General features: G+C 62.7%; 23 protein-coding genes. 7 read left to right on the top strand and 16 right to left on the bottom strand.

The genetic code is table 11. The annotated features are described in order from the left end of the window. The first annotated feature begins 22 nt into the window (after positions 1-22). The 4 genes from ACVWZ4_RS14110 to ACVWZ4_RS14095 all read left to right on the top strand — a co-directional run bounded on the left by ACVWZ4_RS14110 (position 23) and on the right by ACVWZ4_RS14095 (position 4320). The gene (locus ACVWZ4_RS14110) at positions 23-199 is read left to right on the top strand and encodes a hypothetical protein (protein WP_456790180.1); all 177 of its coding nucleotides are present in this window, start codon (positions 23-25) and stop codon (positions 197-199) included. A 289-nt stretch (positions 200-488) separates the two neighbouring features. Beyond that, entirely contained in the window at positions 489-743 is a 255-nt protein-coding gene (locus ACVWZ4_RS14105) for a hypothetical protein (protein WP_456790179.1), read from the top strand. Continuing rightward, complete coding sequence (locus ACVWZ4_RS14100; protein ID WP_456790178.1) at positions 740-1717, top strand: AAA family ATPase; 978 nt, start codon at positions 740-742, stop codon at positions 1715-1717. Before ACVWZ4_RS14105 ends, ACVWZ4_RS14100 begins: the two co-directional genes overlap by 4 nt. 206 nt (positions 1718-1923) lie before the next feature. Continuing rightward, complete coding sequence (locus tag ACVWZ4_RS14095) at positions 1924-4320, top strand: S8 family peptidase (protein ID WP_456790504.1); 2397 nt, start codon at positions 1924-1926, stop codon at positions 4318-4320. Here the strand turns inward: ACVWZ4_RS14095 and ACVWZ4_RS14090 are convergent, their stop codons facing one another. The 3 genes from ACVWZ4_RS14090 to ACVWZ4_RS14080 form a co-directional block, all read right to left on the bottom strand. Continuing rightward, complete coding sequence (locus ACVWZ4_RS14090; RefSeq protein WP_456790177.1) at positions 4321-6243, bottom strand: CHAT domain-containing protein; 1923 nt, start codon at positions 6241-6243, stop codon at positions 4321-4323. A gap of 15 nt (positions 6244-6258) precedes the next feature. Next, positions 6259-7632, bottom strand: coding sequence for an esterase/lipase family protein (locus tag ACVWZ4_RS14085; protein WP_456790176.1), 1374 nt, complete (start codon positions 7630-7632; stop codon positions 6259-6261). 126 nt (positions 7633-7758) lie between these two features. Continuing rightward, complete coding sequence (locus ACVWZ4_RS14080) at positions 7759-9963, bottom strand: metallophosphoesterase (protein WP_456790175.1); 2205 nt, start codon at positions 9961-9963, stop codon at positions 7759-7761. Between ACVWZ4_RS14080 and ACVWZ4_RS14075 the strand changes: the two genes are divergently transcribed. Next, complete coding sequence (locus ACVWZ4_RS14075; RefSeq protein ID WP_456790174.1) at positions 9947-11290, top strand: pyrophosphatase; 1344 nt, start codon at positions 9947-9949, stop codon at positions 11288-11290. The genes ACVWZ4_RS14080 and ACVWZ4_RS14075 overlap by 17 nt on opposite strands. Beyond that, a complete protein-coding gene (locus ACVWZ4_RS14070; protein ID WP_456790173.1) occupies positions 11287-11970 on the top strand; it encodes a uracil-DNA glycosylase in 684 nt (227 codons plus the stop codon). The genes ACVWZ4_RS14075 and ACVWZ4_RS14070 overlap by 4 nt, the downstream gene beginning before the upstream one ends. A 2-nt stretch (positions 11971-11972) precedes the next feature. On the opposite strand, the gene ACVWZ4_RS14065 is transcribed toward ACVWZ4_RS14070, so the two are convergent. From ACVWZ4_RS14065 to ACVWZ4_RS14045, 5 genes are read right to left on the bottom strand one after another with little or no spacing between them, the layout of a single operon-like run. Further along, positions 11973-12716 carry a hypothetical protein gene (locus tag ACVWZ4_RS14065; RefSeq protein WP_456790172.1) on the bottom strand — a complete coding sequence of 248 codons (744 nt, stop codon included), beginning with the start codon at positions 12714-12716 and terminating at the stop codon, positions 11973-11975. A 16-nt stretch (positions 12717-12732) separates the two neighbouring features. Then, the gene (locus ACVWZ4_RS14060) at positions 12733-13416 is read right to left on the bottom strand and encodes a C1 family peptidase (RefSeq protein ID WP_456790171.1); all 684 of its coding nucleotides are present in this window, start codon (positions 13414-13416) and stop codon (positions 12733-12735) included. Further along, positions 13416-14432, bottom strand: a complete 1017-nt coding sequence (locus tag ACVWZ4_RS14055; protein ID WP_456790170.1) for an ImmA/IrrE family metallo-endopeptidase — start codon at positions 14430-14432, stop codon at positions 13416-13418. The genes ACVWZ4_RS14060 and ACVWZ4_RS14055 overlap by 1 nt, the downstream gene beginning before the upstream one ends. Beyond that, positions 14433-14798, bottom strand: a complete 366-nt coding sequence (locus ACVWZ4_RS14050) for a helix-turn-helix domain-containing protein (RefSeq protein ID WP_456790169.1) — start codon at positions 14796-14798, stop codon at positions 14433-14435. Then, a complete protein-coding gene (locus tag ACVWZ4_RS14045) occupies positions 14795-14983 on the bottom strand; it encodes a hypothetical protein (RefSeq protein WP_456790168.1) in 189 nt (62 codons plus the stop codon). Before ACVWZ4_RS14045 ends, ACVWZ4_RS14050 begins: the two co-directional genes overlap by 4 nt. Positions 14984-15224: 241 nt before the next feature. Here ACVWZ4_RS14045 and acpS point away from each other — a divergent pair, with 241 nt between their 5' ends. Beyond that, positions 15225-15611 (top strand): holo-ACP synthase, encoded by a 387-nt coding sequence (gene acpS / locus ACVWZ4_RS14040; protein WP_456790167.1) that lies wholly within the window; start codon positions 15225-15227, stop codon positions 15609-15611. Positions 15612-15688: 77 nt separating this feature from the next. Here acpS and ACVWZ4_RS14035 read toward each other — a convergent pair whose 3' ends face one another. The 8 genes from ACVWZ4_RS14035 to ACVWZ4_RS14000 all read right to left on the bottom strand — a co-directional run bounded on the left by ACVWZ4_RS14035 (position 15689) and on the right by ACVWZ4_RS14000 (position 19652). Then, positions 15689-16567, bottom strand: a complete 879-nt coding sequence (locus ACVWZ4_RS14035) for a 3'-5' exonuclease (protein ID WP_456790166.1) — start codon at positions 16565-16567, stop codon at positions 15689-15691. Positions 16568-16626: 59 nt separating this feature from the next. Continuing rightward, the gene (locus ACVWZ4_RS14030) at positions 16627-16833 is read right to left on the bottom strand and encodes a hypothetical protein (RefSeq protein WP_456790165.1); all 207 of its coding nucleotides are present in this window, start codon (positions 16831-16833) and stop codon (positions 16627-16629) included. 28 nt (positions 16834-16861) lie between these two features. Further along, on the bottom strand, positions 16862-17398 hold the full coding sequence (locus ACVWZ4_RS14025) for a hypothetical protein (protein ID WP_456790164.1): 537 nt from the start codon (positions 17396-17398) through the stop codon (positions 16862-16864). A gap of 33 nt (positions 17399-17431) precedes the next feature. Further along, positions 17432-17725 (bottom strand): hypothetical protein, encoded by a 294-nt coding sequence (locus ACVWZ4_RS14020; RefSeq protein WP_456790163.1) that lies wholly within the window; start codon positions 17723-17725, stop codon positions 17432-17434. After that, on the bottom strand, positions 17722-17979 hold the full coding sequence (locus tag ACVWZ4_RS14015; RefSeq protein WP_456790162.1) for a hypothetical protein: 258 nt from the start codon (positions 17977-17979) through the stop codon (positions 17722-17724). Before ACVWZ4_RS14015 ends, ACVWZ4_RS14020 begins: the two co-directional genes overlap by 4 nt. A gap of 146 nt (positions 17980-18125) precedes the next feature. After that, positions 18126-18800 (bottom strand): hypothetical protein, encoded by a 675-nt coding sequence (locus ACVWZ4_RS14010; RefSeq protein WP_456790161.1) that lies wholly within the window; start codon positions 18798-18800, stop codon positions 18126-18128. 28 nt (positions 18801-18828) lie between these two features. Then, on the bottom strand, positions 18829-19062 hold the full coding sequence (locus ACVWZ4_RS14005) for a DNA-binding protein (RefSeq protein WP_456790160.1): 234 nt from the start codon (positions 19060-19062) through the stop codon (positions 18829-18831). A gap of 11 nt (positions 19063-19073) precedes the next feature. Further along, complete coding sequence (locus tag ACVWZ4_RS14000; protein WP_456790159.1) at positions 19074-19652, bottom strand: hypothetical protein; 579 nt, start codon at positions 19650-19652, stop codon at positions 19074-19076. Positions 19653-19803 lie beyond the last annotated feature (151 nt).

Below are 19803 nucleotides of genomic sequence, written 5' to 3'. Positions count from 1 at the left end.
GATCCAAAAGGAGACCAAAGGGATGCAGCCGACCAAAGAGACCGAGACAGAAACGAAGCTGCCGATCTGCGGCACTGCGGAAGGCGACGGCAGAGCGCTGCGACTTGTTCTGACGGGTGAAGTCGTGGGCATGGCGACGCGACCGGCATCGACGTTCACTCAGGTCGTGGAGGACATCCGAGTCGCAACGGAGCCGTAGCCCGCCGGCAGCGAACGGATTCGAGGAATGCTCGACGCGGAGGCCGACTGTGGCGATCTGCGCACCGGCCCCACCACTCGGCGTCGAGAACAGACGCAGCGAACGCGTCTGCGGATCGTTCCGCCCCCCATTCCAATTGCGAAAGAAATGACTTGCAGGCAAATGCAATATACACAATATATGCATCATGCGAGGCCGACCGAAGCGACGCGCACACGATGATTTAATCCACCTGCTCCAAGAAGAGCGCAGGCGCGCCGGTGCGAGCCTGCGAAAGGTCGCGAAGCTGATGAATGTCGATCCCTCCACTCTGAGCCGCTCGATAAGTCAGCAGGCCTTTTCGCCGGATATGGCCGAAAAGGCCCACGCGCTGCTGAAAGCCGGCATTACATCAGGAGCCCATTCGGACGAAGCGCGTTCGCCGAGTTCATCAGAAGACCCGTTGCTTATATTGCATAAATTTGCCGATATGATGCCCGAGGTCGAGGGCGCGCTCAGGACCGTGCTGGCAGTACGCACCAAAGGCGCACGGAGGGATGCATGACCAGTTCTAAACAAGTCATCGCGATGATCCGCAGTCACGCCGCGGGAGACAGCGAACAGTTTCTCTCCATCGCCGAGCACATCGCCGACGACGCGAACCGCTCGGGCAAGACAAAGGTCGCCGACGAGATCAAGCTCATCGTCGAGAACGCGCGAAAGTCCATCGCGGCCCGCCCGAACCGGCCGATACCGATAGGTGCGCCGCGCGGCGAACTGGCCGGCCTCGTGCGGGCCACATACCCCGAGATCCATCTCGCCGACGTCGTGCTCGGCGACGACTTGCGCCGGCAGATCCGACGCCTCGTTCGCGAGCATAGGGAAAGCAGCGCCCTCGAGGAGCGGGGCCTCGGGCCAAGAAGAAAGTTTCTTTTTTCGGGACCGCCCGGCACGGGCAAGTCGATGACCGCCGCGGCCATCGCCGGAGAGCTGAGGCTCCCGCTGTTTACGATCCTGCTCGACGGCGTCATCACCAAGTTCATGGGCGAGACCGCGGCGAAGCTGCGCCTGATCTTCGACGCCATGCACACCATCCGCGGCGTCTACCTTTTCGACGAGGTCGACGCGCTCGCATCGCGACGTGGCGCCGACAACGACATCGGCGAAGCCCGCCGCATGCTCAATTCCTTCCTGCAGTTCCTCGAAGACGATCAGTCCGGCAGCGTGATCATCGCCGCCACCAACCATCGCTCGCTGCTCGATCCCGCGATCTTCAGGCGCTTCGATGCGGTCCTGGGATACGCAAAACCGACGGTCGAGGAGGCACGCCAGGTGCTGCGCAATAACCTGCTGCAATTCGACGTCGACGCTTTGAACTGGTCTTCGATCGACCAGGCCGCCCAAGGCCTGAGCCAGGCGGATCTGGTCGCCGCTTCCGAAGATGCCGCCCGAGATGCCGTCCTCGACCACGCCGGCCGGCTCACGTCCGAAGTCCTGTTTCAGGCCCTGCAGGACCGGGGTATGATCCACTACGAATAAGGGCCGAATCGAGTCGGTCCGTTCGGGACGCCGAATCGATGGCCGAAGTTCAGCTCTACAGACACCTTCTCCTTCGGGGGCTAGGACAAGCCTCAGGACGGTTCAGGACGCCCGGCGGCGGAAGCGCCAAAGCCATTCCTGCCGTAGAAGACAGACCAGGTCATGCGGCCGTCCTCCGTTCCAGCCTCGATTCTGCCGTGGCCGATATGGATGCCTATCTGGCCGCTCAGGGCGAGGAAGGCGTCAGATCATCGGAACGCGGCATTCCCGTCACCGTGACGGCTCGCCCAAGGATCGCGCTGGACGTCGGAACGGCGCGGTCGATGACCCGCGGGCTCAAGCTCTTCAACGTACGACGCGTCCCGGAGGACGTCCGGAGCTTCGGCGAAAACGTGGATCAAGCCACCTTCTTCGTCACCAAGACCGCCTTGAAATCGCTACGCAACAACCTCGACCGCTATGCCGAATGGACGGACGACGAGGACGACCGCGCGGCGCAAGGCGACGATCACGAGGAGTGGGAGACCGAAAGACGGCCGAGAAACTTCAGGCTGTTCGAGAGCGGCGCGTCGATCAGGACGACGACCCTTCGCGACCTGTGGACCGATGCGTTGGAACGCTATCCGAGGTCCATCGGGAGGACCAAGTGGGAGGTATGGACCCGGAAGGGCTTTCAGGACTCGTTCACCAACGCGATCGGGCGACTTGGTCTGGAGCAGATCGGTCGCCCCACCGATTTTGTGGAAGTCGTGATCCGGAACGTCCTTGCGTCACCGGAAGAATTGCAGCGCGTCGTGCAGAGCAGCGCCGCGATCGTCGAATTGCGCAGTGCATCGTCCTTTGTCGCCGACTTCTTCGACTTGATGCCGGAGCAGAAGGCCAAGACGGTCGAAGAAATCGCGAGTCGCGTTCTTCCGGCTTGGCCGGGCGCCCCCCGCGTCACGATGTTGGACACCGGAGTCAATCGAGCCCACACCTTGTTGGAACGGTCGCTGCCCGCAGACAAGTGCTACACCGTCGAAGCCGCATGGGGAACGACCGACAGGCAGGGGCACGGCACGAAGATGGCGGGACTCGCGCTTTACGGAGATCTCTCCGATATCGCGCGATCCACAACGCCGGTCGTGCTGCAGGCCGGCCTCGAATCCGTTGTGGTGACCGCACCGCAGCCTCCCGGCGACATTCCGGCACGCGACGCGATGCAACGGGCCGTCGAAATCGTAGAGAAAGAACCGCACCCGCGGATCTTCTGCCTGGCTCAGACGGCGCAAGGTGAAGCCGACGACGGACGACCGACAAGCACTTCGGCCGTGCTCGACAAGCTCGCTTACGGCGATGGCGTCGCCACACGGCTGTTCTGCGCCGCGGTCGGAAACGTTCGCAGGACCGCGACACAACCCTATCTCGTCGCGGACTACGCCGATCGCAACGCCGCCTACGGCATCGAATCGCCGGCACAGGCCTTGAACGCGCTGTCCGTCGGCGCGGTGAGCCTGAAGGAGCACGGCAATACGCTTCTGGCGCCGACGGGCGATCTGATGCCGACGTCGAGGACGGCGGCGAGTTGGCCCGGCTCGCACGCGTCGAAGCCCGACATCGTGATGGAAGGCGGCAACTTCTACGTTGAGGATCCCGGCCTCTACGCCCAGCCGTCGCCCGACCACCTCGTGATGACGACTTCACGCGATGCGCCCGCAAATCCCTTGGCCATGTGTTGCGAGACGAGTGCCGCGACCGCGTTGGCGTCGGGCTTAGGTGCCAGACTGATGAACCGCTATCCGAGCTACAGGATGGAGACCGTTCGCGGCCTGATCGTCCACTCGGCCGAATGGACGCCGATCATGATCGAGCATCAGAAATCTCTCGCCAGATCCGGCCTTAGCGAGCTCGACGCATGGCGCGCCATCCTCGACCGGTTCGGATGGGGCGTCCCGAACGAAGAGAGGTTGTTCTCGAGCACATCGAACGCGCTGACGCTCATCGCGGAAGATGAACTTTATCCTTACGAGAGGCCAACGAAGGGCGGGGCCCTGCAGCCGGTGCGACTTAGGCAGATGAAATACTTCAGGCTTCCATGGCCCACCGACGTGTTGAGAGCGCTCGGCAGCACGCCGACGGAGCTTCGATGCACGCTGTCCTACTTCGTCGAGCCGGATCCCCACGCCGCGTCGAGAGATCGCGCGAACGAACGATACGCCTCGCACCGGCTGAAGATGGACGTCAAAAGATTTGGCGAAGGTCACGGGCGAGCGCAATCCCGCTTCAACCTCTTCGCGCCCAACGACGGCCCTGCCGCGAGCCCGGTGCCGGCACAGGACGACGGGTGGCTGCTGTCCGCATTCATCCAGAGGGGCACGCTCGTGCAGGACATCTGGCGCGGTCCCGCGTATCGGTTGGCCGAGCGAGACGGCATATCGATCGCTCCGATCAGGGGATGGTGGGGAGACATGACCGAGCTCGACAACTACGAACGGCCGGTGCGCTTCTCGCTGATCGTCTCGATCCGGACGCCGGAGACGAGCGGCGACCTCATGGTCGACGTCAGCAGCCGGATCCCGGCGGGCGTACTAGTCGATGGCGCTCCGGTGCCGGTCTCCACCTGATCAGGACGTCGCGGGCTTCACCATGGCCGCCATGACGTCTCCGTGGCAGACGTAGGCGTACGGCGTCGAAGACTTGTCGCGATAGGCGACCCTGGCCTTGAGCATGGCTTGGCCGATCGGATATCCCCCGACGAAGTCCCGAAGATAGTCCCTGACGACCGACGAGGCGTGCTCGTCCTGCACCGCCCAGAGCGGCGCGAGAACTCCGCCGAAGCCCTGATCGGCGAGACGTGCGGCCCACCCCGAGATCAATCCGAGTCGATAGTCGGACGCGCCGACCTCGCAGGCATTGATGACCATGAAGGTCCCGAACCTCTCGCCCAACTTGACCTTGCTGTTGACCTCGTTGCTGTAGACCCATCCGTCCAGCAGCTTCAGCTTCGCATTGGCCGCATCTTCGGCCTGACCGTGACCGGCGAAGTGAAGCACGGCGACCGGCTCGCTCGGCGCCCCGGCTCCCCAGAATCTCGTGAAGGCGCCGTAGGTGGCCTCCATGGCGACGGCGGAAAGATTCGAGACGAGCCAGCTTCCTTCGTCGACCGCAGCGGGCAGTCCCGTGCCGTCTGTGTAGTCCGGCACGAAGCTCGCGATCGATCCGGGCTTGAAGGCCGGCGGCATCCGGCCTTCCGAACTGATGAACCACCTGCTGATCGGGTGAGCCATGAAGAGATGATCGGCGTCGTCGATGCCAGCGTCCCGGTCGGGATGCATCATCTCCCAAGGTACGTGCGGCTCGTCGGTCACGAGTTGAATCGGGAAGCCAGGGCCGAGTTTTTTGCGGAGCTGAAGATATAGCTCGCGGAAGGCCTTCGGCGTCGCGCCCCAGATGCCTTCGCCGATGCCTTGAAGGACGCTCGCGTGCTGCCCCGGCTTCAGGCGGGGACACTCCTTAAGCAAAGTAAGCGCGAAATCGGCCGTCGATCCGCCGATATCTGAGACCCCCGACCACGATGCGGGTCCAACACCCCTGACCTTCGGAGCTTCCAGGCTCCACAGATACTTGCCTTCACCGCCGACGGCGAGGATCTTGATCGTGAGTTCGGGTGCGGACGCGCCGGGAACGATAGCAACGGCGCCCGACTGCAATGCGGCTTCGCTCGTCGCGGGTGCCTTGGGTTTGGGCTTCGCCGGAGCCGCGAGCGCCAACGTCTTGCGCGCGACACCGCTGAAGCGCCCGCCATGCGAGAACATGGCGACGATCTCGACGGTCGTGGTCTCCGGCGGCACGTCGGCCCGCACTATCGCCTCGAACTTCGCCGACACGGAGTCGCCGGAACGCATGATCCGGATCTGCTTGCGCTCCTCGCCTGTGCCAAACGACAGACCCGCCGAAAACACTTCCACGTCGACGTCCAACGACGACCAATCTGCCGGAATGTCGGCGAACGTCACCTCGCCTCCCTTCGTTCCCGCGTCGCGCTGCGTCGACAGATCGACCTCGAAGGTGAACGCCTTCGATCGTTCCGGCACGTCGTCGGTCCGTATCGCGGGAAAGCGATTGACCGACACGGGCGATGGAGCGATCACAGCCTCCATCGTCTCCGTCTGCAGCTTCGTCTTCGGGCGGGCGTGGCCGAATTCGTAGGCTTCATCGAGCGGCTCCGCGGAGCGGAACGGGGCCGTCACGATCATCCGGTCCTCCAAGCGAAGAGCGTGTCGGGACGAAAAATCGAGCAGCAGCTTCCTGAGGTCGCGTAAGCGCTGTTCGGCCGCTATCGAGCCCTCGGCCCGAAGCAGCCGGTCCTCGAACCGCGTAATGCTCAGATAGAAGATCGATCCAGAATAGGCATCGAGAAACGAGACCAGTCCCGAATGCAGCTCGTCGGTCTCCCGTTGCGCGTCCTGCGCCAGGTCCGGCTTTTTCGTCAGCGCGGGTTCTCCGCCGCGTTCGAGCGACCAGGTCCAGTAGATCGTTTCAGGCATCCGCCGTGTCCGCCCTCATTCCTCGATGACCAGGAAAACGTCGCTGACGGGATGAAAGCCCTGCTCGGCGAGGTTGATGCGATAGAGCCCAGCCGGAAGCTTGACCGAACCGACATATTTGTCGCCGCTGGCCGGTCGCAGCGCGATCGCCGTCTCCTGCTGCGCCGCGTCGAGACGCGTGATCCGGCCGGGAATCGACTGCACGTAGTCAGACGCGACCGCCGATATCTCGACGGGCCGGTCCGCGGCATATGCGTGCTGCAGGTCGATACCCAAGGTACCCACTCCGACCTCGCGGAACTTCGAAAGGTCGATGTCGGCCTCCGTGAGCACGCCGCGCACGTGACCCAGCGCGCCATCGTCGCTCTGCAAAGCAGAATGCGTCGTCGCCACGTAGGCAGCGCTTTGCTGCGTCAGCTCGAGCGGCATCGCCGAAGGTCGCGGAACGGTGCCGTCTCCCTTCAGATCGCGTCCGCCCAGCGACCGCAGCATCGTCAACGTCGTGCCGTCGAGTTTGGCGGACTGCAAGGTCGGCTGTTCGATGCCGACGACCGGCCGCACTTTGGGTCCGGACATGGCGTACGCTTCGTCCTTCGCATTGGCAGCCTGAGCCGTCTCTATCTCGTGATGGAAGGCAGCAGCGGCAGACGCGCGCCGGCGATCCAGATTCGGCAACTCGAGATCGCCGACTCGAGCAAGATCCGTCGAGCCGACGTCGACGAAAGGATAGGTCGGGAGCAATTGGTAGATGGAATCGAAGGAGCGGATCGCCTTGGTCCCGTCGAAAGCCTTCAACGGCCCGACGTCCCAGGAGAAGCCGTTGCAGATATACCCCAAGGCATTTCCCGAACCGCGATAGGGCGTGCCGAAGCTGAGCAGCGTCCTGGTCGTCTTCCAGCCGCCGAGGCATTCGATGTAGTAGCGCGCGACGAGCCCGCCCATCGAATGCACGACGAAAATCACCTTGGCCTGCGCATTTCCGCTCTTGTCCCTCCATTCCTGCAGCCAGCCCGGGACGAGAGCCGCAAGTTTCTTCGCGGACACGCGGTTGTTTCGGCGCCAGTCATATGGGAATTCGCGATAGTTCTCGTTCCGGACCAGCTTCATGTCGCCGACCAGTTTCTCGGCGAGGATCGAATAGCCCTCGAGCTTCCAGAGACCGGGGATCAACTGTACGTCGGAAATCAGCCCGGTCGCCGTGATCCCGTCTCCGAGATCATCGCGTTCGTCGTCGCCCCCCTTGAGCTGGAGCAGATCCAGCGCACCTCCCGCGACGACGCGCCACGCCGCACCGAGCGTATAGCCCCAGATCGCCTTGCCGTCCTTCTCTAGAACGGAGCCGATGAGGCCGGGGATTACGATGACGAGATCGGGGAAAACGGCTGACAAAGGGCGCTCCTCGGATCGGTTGGCGTATGTGAGTTCGTGTGGGGTGGGGGCACCGGAGAATCTGACGCCGGACCCGCGCATCATCGTACGATACCGGCTCGCCGATGTCACGCGGCCGCGCCCGCGCTAGGCCGATCCTTCCTGCAGTGATGTTCTGGCGTTCGTCATTTGCTCCAGCTCGTCGAGATAGCGCTTAGCGGTCTGCGACCAACGCGCGTGATCGGACGCTTCGCGCTTGGTGCGCTCGTACTGCTGATTGTGATCGGCGAGTTCGCGAAGGCGGCTCGCCATCGCAAGCACCTCGTCATCCTCGAGGGCCGCGCTCGCCTGGATATAAGCGGCCAGCGTGGCCAGGCCTTCGATCGCCAGCGGCACGCCGTCCGGATTGAACGCATCGGTGGCGGCTCGAAGCTCCGCCAAGGCTGATCGCCAACCGGCGACCGCCTTCTCCTGCGCTCCTCCCCTGACCTGGCGATGCACGAGCGCATCGGCCAGCAGATGCAGCCGCTCGGGAATCTGGTCGAGCCACCGGTCCACGATCGGCATCGCCACCTGCGTAGGAGATCTCGCTATCGTGCGCGCGTCGCCGGCGACCGTCGTTATCCGTCCGGGCTCGAAGCGGGTCTCCTCACAGATCTCGTTCTGCAGCAGCCGAAGCTCCGCGATGTTGATCGGCCACCATCTCGCGAACTCCTGCGCCCTATAGAAGGCGATCGCATCGACGACGGTACGCGTACCCTCGTTGCGGCGGCGGAATTCGACCAGACAGAACGAGGCGAATTCCTCGCGCGTCAAATCCTGATTGAAATCGCGGAATGGGTCGATGAGAATCGCAAGCGCGCGCGTACTCTCCTTCATCTTGAGGAGATCGATGATCCGCCTGATCTGGTCGATCTTTCCTCCGTACCGACGCAACCGGGCGCCGTGAACGTATGGGATGCGGTGCTCCAATTGGGAGCGATCGCGCTGCCACCAACCTACGAGATCTCGCAGCCAGACGTCGCGCGGGTCGTCGTGCCCGGTCGGCATCGGATACTGGGTCGGCAGCGGCAGCGCGTCGTTCCGCGTCCAAGGCGTGTCGAGATGGACGATCAGCGTCGCGCGCTTCGCATCGTCCGAGGCGGCGGCGCACGCGCGCGCATAGACTTCGTCGAGATCGGACCCCTCGATCACGATAGGCGCATGCGGAACGATCTGGACCGGAGCCCCCGAGCGCTCGCGCTGGACCCAGAGACGACGACGGATGGCGGGCCCAGGACGCCAGTCGGACCCGGAACGCGGCAAGGGTAGCGGCTGCACCGATATCTCGGGAACGTGCGGAAGACCGCCGACGTCGACGAGACGCATCGCGTTCTGCTCGCTACCATGCGCGAACGTCGCTCCCGAAATCACGAGGATTCGTTGCGCCTCTTCGCCGTCGGCCGCGTAGGCATGATCGTAGTAGACCGCGTGCTCATGCTTGTGACCGTGGATGACCGCGTCAATGCCACCGACACGCAGCATCGCGCGCACGTGCTCGAGATTCGAGATGTCGGCGAACGCCTTCAGCTCCTCGCGGAGCGACGGAGACCGCAGATGATGATGCATCACCGCGACGCGCAGTTGCCGGCCGCCCGGCGGCTTGGCCGTGTCGGCCATCAGCCGACGCAGCACGTCCAATTGTTCGTCGGACACGCGCGCCATGTCGAACCGCACGAGGCTCGCGAGCTGGCGGCCGATCTTGGCGGCCTGGTCGGGATCACCCGGCGCCATCGCTTCAGGAATGCGGCTCCAGACGTTCCTCAACGGCTCCGGCAGTTCAGCGGCGACATGCGACCAATTGCTGGTGTTGATCGGAAAGACCGCCCAGCTCAGATCCGCAGCGACGAGCCGGTGGCGATCCGGGTGCGCGATCTGCGGAACAGTATCTATGCCGTCCAGCCATGGCACGATGCAGCCGGCATCCCGCCACACCTTGTTGAAGGCAGCGTACCGGGCGGGATCGCTCGGTAGGGAATCCTGAGGCACGTCATGATTGCCCGGCGTGGCAACGATCTTGCCCGGAACGATCCCGAAGGGACCGAGCTTGTCCAGGATCAGCTCGAGCACCAACTCGTGGCCGCCGGCGCCGCCCTTTTCCTGGGCGTCGCCGGAGAATATGACGCCGTCGAGCGAAAGCTTCTCCTTTTCGAGCCGCTCGGCGAAGCGGGAAAACAGGTGGACAAGTGCCGCTTCACGCGTACCGCCGAGCAGGCCCGGGACCTCGACCTTGATATCGTCGCGCGCGTGGGGCACGCCTTTGGCAGAGACGTGGGCATCGGTTAGGTGAAGAAATATGGCGCGATCGGGCATGACCTCATCTATAACTCATGTCCCGAACAGTACAACCGGACGGCGATCAGGAAATTCGGGATTCTCCGGTCGGTCGCAGGAGCCCACGGAGCACCAAAGGACACCCGGAATGATCGATGGAACTACGCTGCTTCGCTCGCAGCATTCACTGTTCGACGCCGAACCGATCGGCCTCGACGAATATCAGCAATTCACCACCCGGACCGACCGGAACGCGAGGGCCGGAACGGAAGGCATCGGATTCGTGCTGCTCGGCCTATTTGGCGAGGTCGGAGGGCTCCTCAGCGCCTTGAAGAAGAAACAGCGGGACAAAGACGCGTTTGTCGCCTATCACGACGAAGTACTCGAAGAGCTCGGCGACACGCTCTGGTACTTCGCCAACACAGCATTGCGCGCCGAAATACCCCTTTCCGCCATCGCCCAACGTCTGCCGGCGTCGCTGGACAACTGGGACTATGCCGGGAGGTCGGGCGCCACGACCTTCGCCGACCTGCAGCAGGCAGGACGAAATTTTCAGGGGCCGACCGCAACTGATTCCGTCGAACGGCGGCTGCTTTCGCTTGCCGGTCGCGTCGGACGTCTGCTCGAGGATTGGAGCAGCGACCGCATTGGAAACAATCGAGACGTGCTTTCGGCCGATCTGGTCGAGATCTTCCGGGCGTTGCTCGTCGCCGCCGACGGCGCGGAAGTCAGCCTGGAAGAGGCCGCTCGCCGCAACGTCGAGAAGGCCTTGGGGCGCTGGCCCGATCGACCCGACTGGGGCGATCTGTTCGACGCCGACTACCCCGTGGAGGAACAGCTACCCAGGCACGCGAAGTTCGTGTTCACCGAGCGGCAGGTCGACGGTCGCGACTACGTGGTGCAGCAGCTCAACGGCGTGAACATCGGCAGTCGCCTCACCGACAATCGCCTGGAGCCCGACGACTACCGTTTCCACGACGTGTTCCATCTCGCCTTCGCCGCCGTTCTCGGCTGGTCGCCGACGCTGCGAAGCTTGTTGAAGCTCAAGCGCAAGAGCAGACCCCAGGTCGACGAGAATGAGGATGGCGCCCGCGCCGGCATCATCGAGGAAGGCATCTCAACCTGGATCTTCAACCACGGCGTACGCAACAAGGATTTTCGGAACGTCAACAGCCTCGACTACGGGCTTTTGAAGGCGGTGCACGAACTCGTCCGCGGATACGAGGTAGAAAATCGCCCGCTTTGGCAATGGGAACGTGCAATCCTCGAGGGGTTCAGGATATTCAGGGAGCTACGGCAACACCGCGGCGGCGCGGTGACGATCGATCTGAACGAACGCACCATCACTTTCGAGCCCCTGAAATGACGGCGATATCTCCCACCACCAAAGAGTCGTTCGTCGAGACGCTGGCCGGACTGCGTTTCGATTCGGTCTTTAATCCCTATGCCGACGCCTGTCTCGACTTCGACGAGACCAACGCTCCGGAGATCAGGCGCCGCAACCTCGCGATCGTGCTCGATGCGGCGCTCAAACACGGCGTGGACTCGCTCTGGATCGCGCGGGATCTCGGTTATCGCGGCGGCCGAAGGACAGGGCTCGCACTCACCGACGAAATGCACCTGGCCGCGCACGCGAAACTCCTCGGTAGCAGCAGGCTCAGACGTTCGACGAAAGGGCCCGCGATGGCGGAGCGCACGGCGAGAGTGATTTGGCACGCGCTCGATACGATCGGCAAGCCGGTCTTCCTGTGGAACGTCTTTCCGCTTCATCCGCACGCGGCGGGCGACCCGATGACGAACCGTTGTCATAGCCGCGCCGAACGGCAGGCCTGTCGACCGTTGCTTGTATGGCTGCTGGAGAACCTTCGTCCTCGGTCGGTGCTGGCCATCGGCCGGGACGCCCAGCTCGCGCTGGCCGATCTCGACATCCAGGCGCTACAGGTCCGGCATCCGAGTTACGGCGGGCAGTCGGAATTTCTGGAAGGAGTCTTCGCGCACTACGGCGTGGTCCCGCCGGACGAGGAGCGCACCGGTCAGTTGTTCTAGGCTCACGCGTCCTCCATTTCGTCCGCGAGCAGCGTCGCGCATTCCGAATGGAGCCCGTGCACTTTCCCGCGAGGCGTCGTGCTCTTGCCCTTGTCCACCTGCGCATGCGTCGACAGGATCGAAAGCGAACCGACAGCGACACCGACGCGCTCGGCAACGTACCGCATGAGCCAACCGAGACCGATCAGATTGCCGAGCAGCTTCTCGGTATAAAAATGATTGCGATACACGGCGGTGAGCAGAAGACGCTGCTCGCCGTCCAGCTTGAAACTCAGGTAGCTGAGACACTGCCCTCCCCGCGGGCGACCTTCGGCGTCCTTCACGGGATTGTAGATCGGCAGCTCGTAGATGTTGCGGAAGGGCCGGCCGTTGTCGACGTTGCGCTTCATCTTCAGGATCAGCCGCTCGAGAAGGTTGTCGACGTCGTCCACCACCGGATAGGCGATCATGCGCTCGAAGTATCGTCCCCAATCCTGCGGATTCCGCTTCAACCGCGGAAACACCTTTTTGAGATAGATGTCATAGAACGTCGGCGCGCCGTGATCCTCGTAGAGCGACTGCGGAAAGATCGTGTTGGCGACCGTCCGCACCGGATATCCGGTCTCGGTGTTTTCGATCAGGAACTTGTCGACGAGCTTGATGGCTTCCCGGTCGGCATCGGTCTCCGCCAACGGATCCTCGATGTCGATCAAGACGTTGTGGGCCTCATGTCCCGGCGATGCCTCGACGGCCTTCGAAGCCGCCAACCAAGCCTCGACACACCTAGGCCGCGAGATTCTTTCCGGGAACATGCGCTTCCTCCTCCAAAACCACCGTGCGCCTCAGTCGCGGCGCCAGAAAATCCTCGGACAGCCACCCGTAGCCCTCTTTGCCCCACTCTCCGCCCCAACTGTTTCTGACCAGGACCGCGCGCTTGCCGCCTATGCGCGCGTGGCCAACGGCGACCACGGCATGCGCCCGCGCCGGATCCGGCGTTTCGCCGGGCCGCTCGTCGACGAAACCGTTCCGGTCCGGCTCATAGAACGCGTCCGAAAGAAACAGCAGCACCACGACCGGCAGGTCCGCATCAAGTTGGGCGAGGATTGCGGCCAGCTTGTCCGACCCCGCTTCGCCGCTGCGCCTGAACACCGACAGCCCCGACGGCGGACCGTAATCATCGAGATCGGCAGGCAGGTCATCGAGATAGGGCCAATCGGCCTCGATCGGCTGCCCATCGAGCCGCAGCGTGGTCAGCACCGAACTCAACACGGCCGGCCTCGTCGGTGCTCGTCCCGCTCGACGCTGCGCGTGATAGAATACGAACTCGCAAGACAGCGGCTTCCATGGCCGTCGAAGCGCGGCGTGGGCATCGCTCACGGCGAACGCGAGGCACGTCGGGCGCTGCCCCTGATCGCGAACCGGCCCGAAGCTGGACCTCAGATCCTTGACGACGTCGACCTTCGCCATCAAGCAGCCTCGAGCCTTTGCCGGTGCTGCTGGCGCTGATCCTTGAACCAACCCTGAGCTTCCGCACCTTCCAGGCTGTAGCTGATCTTGAACACGTTCAACGGCTTCGTCGGCTGCCAAGGCCGCATCTCGGCAAGTCGAAGCTCGCCCGATTTCCTGTCCCGCGCCGCTGCCGTTATCTGCCGCAACGTCGGCCCGCCGACGCCGTCGGCGTCCAGGGGCTCGCGACCATCGGCGACCACCGCCAACGCCTCACCATCGATCGTCTGCACGCGCCACAGATAGCCTGACCCGCTGTGCTCGGGCAGCCTGACGACGAGCAGATCCTGCGGCCCACCCTCGATCCGCATGTCGGCGTCCCGGTCCGTGAGCAGCCACACGTCGCCTCGATAGTTCTCCGGCTCGTAACCCCGGAGGATCTTCTGCTTGATCTTCCTGACCTGCATTCCTGCCAGGGCCGATGCCTTTTTGCGATCGAACACCTCGTACCGGTGCAGTGTCCAGACCGTGGCCTCGTAGCTCGTTCCGACGCGCAACGCCAATTGATAGACGTTGATCGGATCCGTCAGGTCCTGGTCGTTCCAATCCTGCCGTTCGCAATGGTAGTCCACGAGCCAGCGCGGCAGCAGATACGCGGCGGCGAAGGCCTCGGCCTCCACCTCCTGGAGATCGTCGCCCTTGCGCGCTTGGAAAGGCGTGCGCCTCAGCATGTCTTCGTCGTCCAGGCTAGGTTCGTGGCCCAGATAATGATGACCGAGTTCGTGCGCGGCAGTGAACCGCTGCTGGTTCCTCGGGCGCTGAGTCGTAATCAGGATTCCCGGCGAAGGCTCGCGGAGATAGACCCCTAGCAACCCGTCGAGCTTGGTGAACAACAACGGCACGTCCAGTCGCGAGATCGAGCTGAACACGTCGACGCGACCGGCACCTCGTACGACGCTCGCCTGCACCGCCAGGTCGCGGTGGAGGCGTCCCGCTTCAAGCGTGGCCTTGCGGATCGACGAGGCGTAATCGGCCATCTATTCGCTCTTTCCCGATCGCATCTTCAGGAAATCGGCGAAGCGGCCAAGTTCCTCGCGATCCTTCGGCGAGAGCTTAGCGGCCTGGCGGGCCAGGTGCGTCACGTCGGGAGAAAACGCGGTGCCAGCGTCTTCGTCGTCGCCCGTAAAATGCGCGACCGGCTGCCGATACAGTTCGGCGAGGCGTTTCAGTTCGAGCACATCGACCTTGCGCTGACCGCTTTCGATGTTGCTGACCGCCGTGCGCGGCACATCGAGGAAGCTCGCGACCTCGTCCTGGGAAAAGCCGACATACTCGCGCGCCTTGCGCAGCTTCTCGCCGAGACGGCGCCGCTGGGCCTCGCTGTCGCGCGGCTCCGGGCTCATGCCTTGACTCCGGCGTAGTGCTTATCCCATTTCTTCTCCACTCTGCCGATCACGTGCTTCACCGCGGCGGCGATGGAGCCGTAGCCTCCTGCCTTGACCACGGACTCGGTCACCTTGAACGGCAGATAATCGTCGAGCACCGCGATCAGTTCGACCACCGTCAACGAGTCGAGTTCGATCGACATTATGACGAGGGCATCGTCATCCTTCGGCAGAGGCAGCCCTTTTCGCCGATACCGGCGCCTGGACCGCCCGAACCAGTTCTTCCTGGAGGGCGGCCGCGATTTCAGCGGCAGGGAAAACCGGAATGAGCTTGGTGACTGAGGGCGCCGTTATCGTTGCCATGGGGGCCTCCTTGCCGATAGATAATAGCAACGGATGTCCGAAAATCAAACATATTCTGTCTGATTTTTTTGGAGGTAGGTGGTGATAGTCGGCATTGGAAGCGACCTATGCGAGATCGAACGGGTTGCCGACGCGATTGCGAACCGTGGCAAGACCTTGATAAATCGCCTTTTTACGCCGACGGAACAGGCCCGGGCCTCGGCCGCGTCGGAGCCGGCCGCGATCTACGCGACCTGTTTCGCCACGAAGGAGGCTTGCAGCAAGGCGTTAGGAACCGGGATCACCGAGCGTGTTAGATGGACCGACATCGAACTCCTGATTGCGGCTGGGCGTCCCTACCTTCATTTGACCGGAGCCGCGCTTAGGCGGGCTCGCAGGTTGACCGGAGGCGGCGTTCCGAAAACTCATTTGAGCATCGCCTGCCGCGACGGGCTTGCGGCAGCCTTCGTCCTCATCGAGGCCGTTTGAGACCGGGCCGCGCGCGGGCAGACCTGTTGCGCAGCCGATCTCGCGATCGGACGGACGTTGGCTCAGCCGGAGCCGACTTACACCCGAGCGGAATAGCGGTCGTAGGCGGTGATGCGGCGCGACAGGATTTCCACGTCCGTCCGACGATAGATTTCCCGGCGCAGAAAGTCCGACTCGTCATCGAGGCGATCCTCGGCGACATCGACGTACCAGGCTTTCGGCCGCCCATCGCTGCCGTCGCTCCAACGATAACCACGTGCCTTCAGGATTTCGCGGAGTTCATACGGCGAATTGGTCGCCCAGATGCGGAAACGGGCGGCGCGCGCCGATTCCAGCAGTACGTCCAGGCCGGTACGCCCGCTACGCGGCAGAGGTCGCGAGAGGATCTCGATGCCCGCGACACAATCATGGACCGCGCGATGGCCTTCGAAGAAAAGTCCATATCCGGTCGCGAGGTGCGTCAGCCTCGATCCCTCGAATCCTTCATCCCGCCAAGGCACCTCGTTGAGCGAGCAAGCCCAAGGGAGCGACGCGAAGCCTTCGCAGAAGCGTTCGGAGAACTGACGGTCGAAACCGGCATTGTGCGCGATGACGACGGCGGCCTGGTGCAGGTATTCGTGAACCTCCTTCACATCGATGACGTGTCCGGCAACCATCTCGTCGGTCAAGCCGGTCAATGCCGTCACCGTCGGCGGAATCGCACGACCAGGATCACGAAGTGCGGAGAAAGGCGGAAGAACCGACAGGACATTTCCGGACATGTCATAGTTGAAGCCGACCATCGCAAGCTCGATGATCTCGTCGTTGACCACGTCCAATCCCGTCGTTTCGACGTCTAGAAAGACCGCTCTTCTCGTGGAACAGCCGGGCGATGACGGGACGCTTGCGCGTTGCTCGATGCGCCTTAGGACGCGATACCGCCCAGACGCTTCAAGTTCTCGCGCTGCCTGCTCCAATTTGTCGTCAGAGAGGAGACTGCCTCGGTCGCTGTTCGCAATGCTAATCAGACACCGCCTCAATCAAATTGGTGTCTTTTTGTAACCAATTGCAGACCGACAGTCAAGCCGGTGCAAGCTTCATCTAAGTGATAGGTCCGCGCCTGTCCGCCGAAGCAGCTTCTCTGGTGGCGGTGCAACGTGTCTTGGCCTTCAAGGGCATCATCATCACCTTCGATTGGGCGGTGGAAATAGAGCTGCCGCGAGCGGAAGGCCGCATCATCCACGTACACCCCGCTCGACGTCGCCTCCAAATCACCTCAGGCGCCGATCAGGCAAAGCCCGCAATTTACGAGCCAACCGGTCGAATGCGCTCGGATTGGCTTCGATCATTTCGCCGTAGACGTCGATCGCTTCCTTTGCCAACTGCGTGCCGATGGCGACCATCCCGGCAACGTCGCTGTGAGTGCAGATCACGGCGACATCCGCCGCGATGCAGCCGACGAACTCGTCGGCTGCCCCGAATAAGTAGCTTAGGTTCTTCGGCTTCATCTCGATCAAGAGATGCGTGAAGCTCGCCGCCCACATCGGATTAGCTTCGATGCAATACACCCTGCGTGCGATGGCGGCCATGTAGAGCGATAGCAAGCCGATGCCGCCGCCGATCTCGACAACCACTTTGTTCCGGATCCGATCTTCGATGCTGGCGGCGATCGACGCGGCGATCTCGGCGTCAGTCACGGTAAGATTGGCGGCAGAACCGATGTTGTGTCGTTCGGCGTACGATTCGTACGCCTGCGAGGATTCAACCGTTCTACGGACGGCTTCCAACATTTGACTGATTTCAGACATGAGAAGACTTTCCTCGCTGTAGCTGGCGGGCCATTAGTCCACGGCCCAGCCGGCCGCAATCAGATCCTCGATAGTTTCATAAGCACCGATTTCTTCGCCCAGATTGCTGCGGACCTTGATGACGCCGGCCGAAACTTCGTCAAAAGCGATGGCGCCGAAGGCCCACTCCGACATTCCTACCCGCTTCATCTCCAGTCGATGCGGATTGGGCCACGTTTTCGTACCCAGTACCATCCGGCGGACGCGATCCGCGCGAGCCCGATCCAGCATGCTGTCCCCCATATAATTCATTAAGTCGATGATCGTCTCGTCGATCGCCGCAATCAACGGATCATGACGCCATGTTGCGCGGCAAGGGCAGCGCCAATGCGCGTGAAGTGGATCTGATGGTTGTGTGGATCGACCTCTTCGACATAGAGCAGGACTTGCCTTTTCAATTGCGTCAGTCGGCCTTTGTCTTCGGGCGAGAGCGGCATCAGACCTTCGATCGGCGGCATCCCGTCCCAATGCCGCGCTTCGCCAGCTATGTACAAGAACAGCCTCAGCGTATCCGGCTCCAGCTTCACGGCAACTTCCGTCATCTTTTTCCCCTCGACGTCGAGCAGCCGTGCGGCGCACACGCGATGACACGGTCGATAGCGAGTAGACATCAATCCCGACCTTGAACGACGGAAGATCGTGCTTGCTGGCCAAGAAGTGGCACAGGCCGGCTACGCAACAACTGGTGTTACGGTCGTCGGTCATGTAGCGCCACGACTTCGTCCAGGCTCGCAGCTGTACCCGCCATCGTGGCATCCAGATGGGCAGCGAAGCGAAGCAGCGCCTTGGGAGAGTAGATAATGCCTCCAAACGGAGTGTCGCTCCCGGTCGGCCATTGCGAGGCTTCGGAAGAGTAGATGCGTTGGCGTCCCCCCTTGCCCTGCTCGATAGCACCAAAGAGGTGGCTGGCTCGCTCGTCGCTCCATGCCATAGTAATCGACACGCCCTTGAGCTTTTTGGTCGTTCCGCGTGCCGCTTGCCACATGTTCTTCAAAACGGCCGCGAGATCGCTGCCAAAGGAATACGCTGCCTGCTCGGGGAAGAGATCGAACCTGTCCGCTACCGGCTCCGCCGGGTCTCCGATCTCGAACTCGAAGGGCATCGTAGACAGACGTCTCGTTACCCGCAGAATGGAGGCGGCTTCGGTCTGGCGCGACCCGATCGCCATCAATATCGCGGCCCCGTCGACGGCAAGGGCGTCCGAATTATCCGCCAAATCGCAGGGCATCACGTTCGCATCGACCAAAGCGTCGACGGCGTTTACGATCAATTCGTCGCCTAGTTCGAGATTCCTTGCTGCCCCCTTTGAGAACGCATCGGTTGCAAACGCATTCCTTCTTGCTTGCTGCGCATTTTCGGACATCTATTCACCTGCGGTTTGTTGCGGCCGGTTACCTGGGAGGGGGCTCGACGCCCGCCTCCCGAGACTTGATCCACTCCGTCAGCTTCGTCCGCCTAGCGTAGATTTTGTTGCCGACCTTGAACACCGGAAGAGCGTGATGCTCGGCCAGGTGATAGACTTCCCTGCGCAGTTGCTCGTCCGCTCGCCCGAAGAGGAATTGAGCGATGCGGTCGCCGCCCCCGATCAGGTCCGCGTCTTGAGGGATGTCGTTCTCCGTGGTCATGGCGCCAGGCTCTAGGAGTTGAGGCAAACTGCGAGCTTGCGCAGCGTGATCTCGCTGCACTGCCCCGTGCGAATGGAGTCGAGTTCGCCCTGCCGCCCGTAGGTCCACTCTTCCGAGTGATCTCCGTGAACGCCCAAAGTCAGCGAGGCGGAAAACTGCGGTGAACGGATCTCGAAATTGGAGTAGATGCCGAACTTCTTCCCCCGGCCGCGCCATTCATCGTATTCGCCGCGCAGCTTGCCCTCGTTCATGAAGAACGCTATCGCGGCCGCTAGACCATCGACGACCGAGTGGTTGCGGTCCAAACCTAGAGTCAACGGCGGCAGGTGACGCGGCCGATGAAAGCTATCTTTCGGCGAGAACCGCACGCGCCCCTGCGACTCAAGCTTTTTCAATTCGATCAGCGTCGTCGCGCTCTCTTGAATCGTCGGCGAGGCATAGATCACGCAGTAGAGAGCCGCGGCGTCGTGCGGCGTCATCCGTGGCGCGGTGATCCCGCGTCCCTTGTGGGGAATGACGAGTTCGGCCTCCCGAAGGCTCCTCATGTGTCCGACCACGCGCGACAAGGGATCGCCGGTCAGCTGCGCCAAGCACTCCACGAGCTGGCGAGAATTAGCCATGACGCGTCCCCGCCAAGAAGCGGAACAGCGCCGTGTGCCTTCCCAAAAGGCTAACCCCAACGAATTCGATGCGCATCGTACTTCCTGGTGACCGAATAGGCCGTCGGCACGTCCGCCCCGC

The organism is Bradyrhizobium sp. USDA 4472, assembly GCF_054058595.1.
Note: the sequence above shows the minus strand (reverse complement) of the source record. Positions and strands in the feature narration are given on the sequence as shown.

Excerpts from the sequence above, each read along its gene's own strand:
- ACVWZ4_RS14070 (WP_456790173.1), top strand. The coding sequence starts at position 11,287 with ATGACGGCGATATCTCCCACCACCAAAGAGTCGTTCGTCGAGACGCTG.
- ACVWZ4_RS14055 (WP_456790170.1), bottom strand. The coding sequence starts at position 14,432 with ATGGCCGATTACGCCTCGTCGATCCGCAAGGCCACGCTTGAAGCGGGA.
- ACVWZ4_RS14015 (WP_456790162.1), bottom strand. The coding sequence starts at position 17,979 with ATGACGGAAGTTGCCGTGAAGCTGGAGCCGGATACGCTGAGGCTGTTC.
- ACVWZ4_RS14110 (WP_456790180.1), top strand. The coding sequence starts at position 23 with ATGCAGCCGACCAAAGAGACCGAGACAGAAACGAAGCTGCCGATCTGC.
- ACVWZ4_RS14050 (WP_456790169.1), bottom strand. The coding sequence starts at position 14,798 with ATGAGCCCGGAGCCGCGCGACAGCGAGGCCCAGCGGCGCCGTCTCGGC.
- ACVWZ4_RS14100 (WP_456790178.1), top strand. The coding sequence starts at position 740 with ATGACCAGTTCTAAACAAGTCATCGCGATGATCCGCAGTCACGCCGCG.
- ACVWZ4_RS14005 (WP_456790160.1), bottom strand. The coding sequence starts at position 19,062 with ATGACCACGGAGAACGACATCCCTCAAGACGCGGACCTGATCGGGGGC.
- ACVWZ4_RS14075 (WP_456790174.1), top strand. The coding sequence starts at position 9,947 with ATGGCGCGATCGGGCATGACCTCATCTATAACTCATGTCCCGAACAGT.
- ACVWZ4_RS14025 (WP_456790164.1), bottom strand. The coding sequence starts at position 17,398 with ATGTCTGAAATCAGTCAAATGTTGGAAGCCGTCCGTAGAACGGTTGAA.
- ACVWZ4_RS14045 (WP_456790168.1), bottom strand. The coding sequence starts at position 14,983 with ATGTCGATCGAACTCGACTCGTTGACGGTGGTCGAACTGATCGCGGTG.
- ACVWZ4_RS14095 (WP_456790504.1), top strand. The coding sequence starts at position 1,924 with ATGGATGCCTATCTGGCCGCTCAGGGCGAGGAAGGCGTCAGATCATCG.
- ACVWZ4_RS14090 (WP_456790177.1), bottom strand. The coding sequence starts at position 6,243 with ATGCCTGAAACGATCTACTGGACCTGGTCGCTCGAACGCGGCGGAGAA.
- ACVWZ4_RS14060 (WP_456790171.1), bottom strand. The coding sequence starts at position 13,416 with ATGGCGAAGGTCGACGTCGTCAAGGATCTGAGGTCCAGCTTCGGGCCG.
- ACVWZ4_RS14080 (WP_456790175.1), bottom strand. The coding sequence starts at position 9,963 with ATGCCCGATCGCGCCATATTTCTTCACCTAACCGATGCCCACGTCTCT.
- ACVWZ4_RS14010 (WP_456790161.1), bottom strand. The coding sequence starts at position 18,800 with ATGTCCGAAAATGCGCAGCAAGCAAGAAGGAATGCGTTTGCAACCGAT.
- ACVWZ4_RS14105 (WP_456790179.1), top strand. The coding sequence starts at position 489 with ATGAATGTCGATCCCTCCACTCTGAGCCGCTCGATAAGTCAGCAGGCC.